Consider the following 4,451-nt stretch of genomic DNA (forward strand, 5'->3'; position numbering starts at 1 on the left):
GTTGACCACCTGTCAACAAGAGCGGGTGGCTGCGGCCATTGCTGAAATCCTCTCAGAAAAAACCTGCCCGTAGCACTGGTTATGGTGATTTCAAATTACACTGAAGCAGCTTGTAGATTCCAGACCTCTTTCTCCTTTGGAGAGGGGCCGGGGATGAACGAGTGATGAGGGGACTGCGGTGTTGTGGAAACTAAGCCGAAAACTAGTTCCATTACTGCTTCAACGGACGGGAAGCCTGGGGATCTTCTCCTCAGAGCAGAAATCAGGGCGCCAGGTTCGTTTTCTGCGCCGCTTCCGCTTTACCCGTATTGGGGGGCGGTTTGTCGGGATCGCCCTGTTGGTAAGTATTGCTGCTTTCAACACCGGCAACAATCCCCTGTATTTGTTGCTGGGAATGCTGCTCAGCCTTATTCTCATCAGTGGTACCCTCTCTGATCTTACCCTCAAAGATCTGGAGGTCAGCCGGCAGTTGCCTAGCCGCATTTTCGCTGGCCAGCCTGTCTTAGTGGGTCTCACGCTGGTCAATCGCAAACGGCGCCTGCCCAGCTTCTCGTTGCAGGTGAGCGAACGCATTGAGGGGCTGAGGCGGGAAGATTGGCCTTCCAGCTATGTTTTGCGGGTGGATCCCGGTGCCAAGGTGGACACTTTTTACCAGCATACTTTTTCAAGGCGGGGAGCCTGGCAGTTGCAGGGTTTTGAAGTTGCCACCAGTTTTCCATTTGAACTCTTCCGCAAGGCGGTAGAGATTAGGGATCCCCAAACGGTGATCGTGTTTCCGCGGCTCGCCCCGGTTCAAGGATTGGCGCTGTGGGATCAGCTCAGCAGCGGCAACCAATTGCGCCCCCAGCCTGGTCGAGAGGGAGACTACCTGAGCTTACGGCCCTACCGACCCCACGACGATGTGCGTTCTGTCCACTGGAAGATCTCGGCCAAACGGGACCAACTGATCGTGCGGGAGTTGGAGCGTCCACGAGCCCAGGCCATCACCCTCTGTTTTGAAAACCGCTGGCAGCCCCAGAAAGAGAGGCCCGAGATCCATCGAGACAAGTTGGAGCGAGCTGTAGAGCGCTGTGCCGGGATCCTCTTCTACTTGATGCGAGAAGGTTACCCGGTAGCACTTGTTACGTTACAAGAGCGGACTCCTTTTGGGTCAGACCTGGCCCATCAAGATCACCTGCTGACCGTGTTGGCACGACTTACTTTTGTCGGGGATCCCCAGCTCAGCCCTCCACTGGAAAGAGAACCTGATCCCTCTGTCAAGTTTGACCTCACCCCTCAAGATCGCTGTGTGCTGCTGGCCCATCCCGACCAGGATGGAAAATCTGCCCCGGCCCATCTCATCCACACGGGATCGCTGTTGCAATTTATCCCAATTGAGTGAGCTTCAGGCCCATTTTGATAGCAGGATCCATCTGAGATTGTTTGGAAAGCTTGGGCGCAGATCCTTGCAAAGCTTTAGGTTAAACTGCTGAAGAAGTGGTGGTTCACTGCTCCAACTTTTGTCGCAATTCTGGAATGGCCCGCCGCATTTGTCGATAGCCCTCCTGAATAATCGGATCTGCTTGATGAAAATCGAAGATCCCATACTGGCTCAGCTTGGGTTGTAAGAGCAAATCCGGCGGATGTTCGGCTAAAACACTGCGGGTAACGATTTGCTCCATCACGTTCAACGTCTTGCCAATAACGTCGAAAATATTGGGACCAGAGGGCTCATCTGGAAACCATTGGCTAATTTTTTCTTGGATCCCTTGTTGTAGGGATTGATAGCGTTTGCGAATGCGGGTGATGAAGTTGGTTTCTTCTTCGATCACTTCTCCTTCAGCATTCAAGCGCTGTCGCCGTTGAAGGGTTTCTTCCACCTCTGTTTCTTCCAGTTGCGACTCCACATCCGCGGGATCCACATGGTTGAGATTGACCGCAACAACAACATCGGCCCCCATCTCCCGCACCACTCGCACCGGCACCGGATTGACAATGCCTCCATCTCCGAGATAGCGCCCTTCGTAGTAAAAGGGTGTAAAGATCCCTGGGATAGAGATGCTGGCCCGCACGGCATCTGCCATTTTGCCCGAACGCAACAGCACCTCCTAGCCTGTGATCAAGTCGGTAGCCACACAGCAAAAGGGGATCCCGGCCTCTTCAATACACAGCTCTTGCAAATGTTCTGTCAGCAGCTCATAAATTTTGTTGCCATCCAGCAGGCCACAGGTGGGAAAGACCACATCAAACAAAGACAGGATCATCTTCCAGTTGAGATCTCGCACAAAGTCTTCCAGCTCATCCAGTTCTCCCGCTGCATAAATGGCTCCCACAAAAGCGCCAATGCTCGTCCCGGCAATGTAGTCAACGGAGATCCCAGCCCGCTCTAGAGCTCGAATCACACCAATATGAGCCCATCCCCTCGCTCCGCCGCTGCCCAGTGCTAATCCCAGTTTTTTGCCCATGATTGCTCCCTCAAAAAGAGACCCAAAAGACCTCAAGAATCCTAAACCTTGCTCCCTCTAACAATTAGGTACCTGCCCTTTCCCGCAGATCGGAAGGCAGATAACTGCGTTCCCCTAAGATTTCCAGAAGGGGGCCATAGCGGTCGAACTTGACCACGCTGACCGAGGCGGCCAAAACCTCAATGCGATCCCGGTAGCGACCCAGGTCGATGCCCAGCAGGCTGCAGAGAATAACCCGAATGGTGGCCTTGTGGGAGACGATCAAGACGTGGCCGCCTGTCCATTTTTCCTGGATCTCGGCCACAACCGGCATGGCCCGATTGGCAATTTGCACGGCGGTTTCCCCCCCTGGGGGCGCGTTCCAGGCTGGCTCGGTCATCCAGCGCCAATAGGCTTCTGGGTAGGCTTCTTGCGCCTCAGCGTGGGTTTTGCCCTCCCACTCGCCGTAGTGAATTTCTCTTAGGCCCTCTCGAATCTGCATCTCCAAGCCAACTTTCTCGGCCAGGGGGCTTAGGGTAGCCAAGGCGCGCCGCATTGGGCTGACGTAGAGAGCTTGCCAAGGGATCCCAGCATAGGCTGCGGCAAAGGCTTCTGCCATTTGTTTGCCTTCGGGGGTGAGGTCGGGATCGAGAGCGCCGCAAAAGCTGCCGGAACGGCTGTAGGGAGTTTCTCCGTGTCTAAGGAGGTAAAGTCTCAGGCTCATGGGAAATATGCTTATGGGAGCGAACTTTGCCACTCTAGCTGCCCAACTTTAAGCTCTCCTTATCCCCCTTCGGGGCGGTGGTTGGTGGTGGGGATGTAAATGCGGCTACCTGCCCACTGCAACTTTTCCCGCAGAGTGCGAAAGTAGGAGAGCTCTTTTTCCAGGATCATCAGCTTGGCCGGTGTAGGTGCTTGCTGAATGTGAACCCACTGGCCGGGATTCACCGACTGAGCCAACACGCCATCTGTCCACAGGCGGGTCAACCCTTCGGGATCGGCAAGAGGCCAAATGTCCACCCTGGCTGTGCCGCTGATGACAATAGGACGGCTAGACAAACTCAGGGGACAAATAGGGGTGATGATGATGGCGTCGAGGGTGGGCTCGAGGATGGGGCCATTGGCTGCCAGAGTGTAAGAGGTGGATCCCGTCGGTGTGGCCACCAGCACGCCATCCCCGTGGTACTGATCCAAAATCTCTCCGTTGACCTCGATCTCCATGATCGCGGCAGGCAGCCGTTCTCGGTTGATTGGCTTCAGGCAGATCTCATTGAGGGCATAGTAGACTTCGCTGGCCGGACGGCCTTGCGACTTTCCCTCTCCACGGGCGGCCAAGGGATCCCCTTGCCCCAACTGCGGCTGTTCCCAAATCTGGGCTTGCAACATCATGCGGGCTTGCAAGAAAAAATCCCCTGCCTGAATGCGATCCCAGGGATCCTGTTGCAGCACCCGCTCCGACTGGGCCAAAAACCCCAGCCTACCCCCCACTTTGATCGGCAAAATCGGGATCCCATAGGAGGCTAGGTATCGTGCCGCCGCCAACACCGAGCCATCTCCCCCCAGCACCACTGCCAGATCGATGGGATCCGAGGTGGCCTCTAGAAAGACAGGGTAGGGGTTGTGGTGCAAGCCGGTGGGAGCTGTCAACACCGTAACACCGCGCCGGCGCAACTGTTCAGCACACCTCTGACAAGCGGCCTTGCTCTCCCGATCCCCCTCTTTGTAGGCAATCACCACCAAGCCCAAGTCCATGGTCAACCTCATCAAGGGATCCCTGTCGATTGTCCCCTTCTTCAGACTGGGGATTGCTCAGGATAATCCAGACTATCCCCCCCAAAGTTAACCAGAAAATGTTCTCTTGGACGGTGAAACCGATCACCGCAGCTCTCCCTTGAGCGTCACTGCCCCCGCCAGAGCTTTCTTCTACAACTTTTAAGTAACAGTTAAGTAAATGTAAACTACCCGACCCTGACTGCTTCGCAGTACAGGGCGGGCTTTCGGTAGCCCTGCAGTTGGCAAGCCAACCAC

3 protein-coding genes and 1 pseudogene are annotated in these 4,451 nt (G+C 55.4%); 1 reads left to right on the forward strand and 3 read right to left on the reverse strand.

Annotated features, from left to right (window positions below):
- The first annotated feature begins 337 nt into the window (after positions 1 to 337).
- The gene (locus NW834_RS13360) at positions 338 to 1,381 is read left to right on the forward strand and encodes a DUF58 domain-containing protein (protein ID WP_414398416.1); all 1,044 of its coding nucleotides are present in this window, start codon (positions 338 to 340) and stop codon (positions 1,379 to 1,381) included.
- A gap of 103 nt (positions 1,382 to 1,484) precedes the next feature.
- Here NW834_RS13360 and NW834_RS13365 read toward each other — a convergent pair.
- The 3 genes and pseudogenes from NW834_RS13365 to NW834_RS13375 all read right to left on the reverse strand — a co-directional run bounded on the left by NW834_RS13365 (position 1,485) and on the right by NW834_RS13375 (position 4,175).
- Positions 1,485 to 2,444, reverse strand: a pseudogene (locus tag NW834_RS13365) (patatin-like phospholipase family protein).
- A 64-nt stretch (positions 2,445 to 2,508) separates the two neighbouring features.
- Positions 2,509 to 3,147 (reverse strand): histidine phosphatase family protein, encoded by a 639-nt coding sequence (locus NW834_RS13370; RefSeq protein ID WP_011432118.1) that lies wholly within the window; start codon positions 3,145 to 3,147, stop codon positions 2,509 to 2,511.
- Positions 3,148 to 3,206: 59 nt separating this feature from the next.
- On the reverse strand, positions 3,207 to 4,175 hold the full coding sequence (locus NW834_RS13375; protein ID WP_414351512.1) for an NAD(+) kinase: 969 nt from the start codon (positions 4,173 to 4,175) through the stop codon (positions 3,207 to 3,209).
- Between the last annotated feature and the right edge of the window lie 276 nt (positions 4,176 to 4,451).

This window comes from Synechococcus sp. R60.1 (assembly GCF_047461835.1).
Lineage (GTDB): Bacteria > Cyanobacteriota > Cyanobacteriia > Thermostichales > Thermostichaceae > Thermostichus.